The 877-nt window shown below is 38.2% G+C and carries 1 protein-coding gene; it reads right to left on the bottom strand.

Annotation, left to right across the window (positions count from 1 at the left end; all coding sequences use genetic code 11):
- Nucleotides 1-877, bottom strand: an 877-nt coding sequence (locus M595_RS28000) for a sugar transferase (protein WP_023069923.1), incomplete at both ends; no start/stop codon positions are given.

The raw sequence follows: 877 nt of genomic DNA, 5'->3' as shown, positions 1-877 counted from the left end.
TCGAAATCAATAATATCTGAACGTCCAGAAACCTGCCACAAACCCGTAATTCCCGGTAAAACATTTTGTCGTGCAAAGTGATGAGGCGCGAATCCCTCAACATCTCGTAAAGGCAGAGGACGCGGCCCAACCAAACTCATTTGACCCCTGAGAACATTAATTAATTGCGGCAGTTCATCTAAACTATATTTACGCAAAAACTTGCCGACTTTTGTAATCCGAGGGTCATCTTTCATTTTAAAGAGAACACCGCCTTTAAGTTCGTTATTAGCTTCCAATTCTTTCATTAATTGGTCAGCGTTAATCACCATTGTTCTAAATTTCCACACCTTAAAATGCCGTCCTCGTAAACCCAAACGAGTTTGTTTGTAGAAAATTTGCCCCGGTGAATCTAGCTTAATTAAAACTGCAATTAACAGCAAAATCGGACTAATAAAAATTAACAGCAATACCGCAACCGTTAAATCAAATCCTCGTTTTAACCAGAAATCAGTTCCCATAATGGCAGGGGTTGAAAACTGAATTGTTGGCATTCGACCAATCATTTCAATTTGAGGGGATTGATAAGGCAATTCTAAGCCAACTGGTAATACTCGTAAGTTAATCCCTGCGGTTTTTAAATTCCAATAAAAAGACATCGGATTCGGAATAGATTGCCAAGAACAAACAAATACTTCTCCTACATCTTGTTGTTGAATATCTTCTAGAATTTTCGGCCAATTTTTTTGTCCTTCAATCGTCGATAAATCAATTTGACCCACCACTTGAAATTCTCGATTACTAATCAGTTTCAGTGATATTTTGGCAGCTAAAGTATCCCGAGGAGTTCCAATCAGAAAAATTTTGCGCGTTAATATTCCTTTGCTGCGAACGGTAA

The sequence above is a fragment of the Lyngbya aestuarii BL J genome (assembly GCF_000478195.2).
Classification (GTDB): Bacteria; Cyanobacteriota; Cyanobacteriia; order Cyanobacteriales; family Microcoleaceae; genus Capilliphycus; species Capilliphycus aestuarii.
Note: the sequence above shows the minus strand (reverse complement) of the source record. Positions and strands in the feature narration are given on the sequence as shown.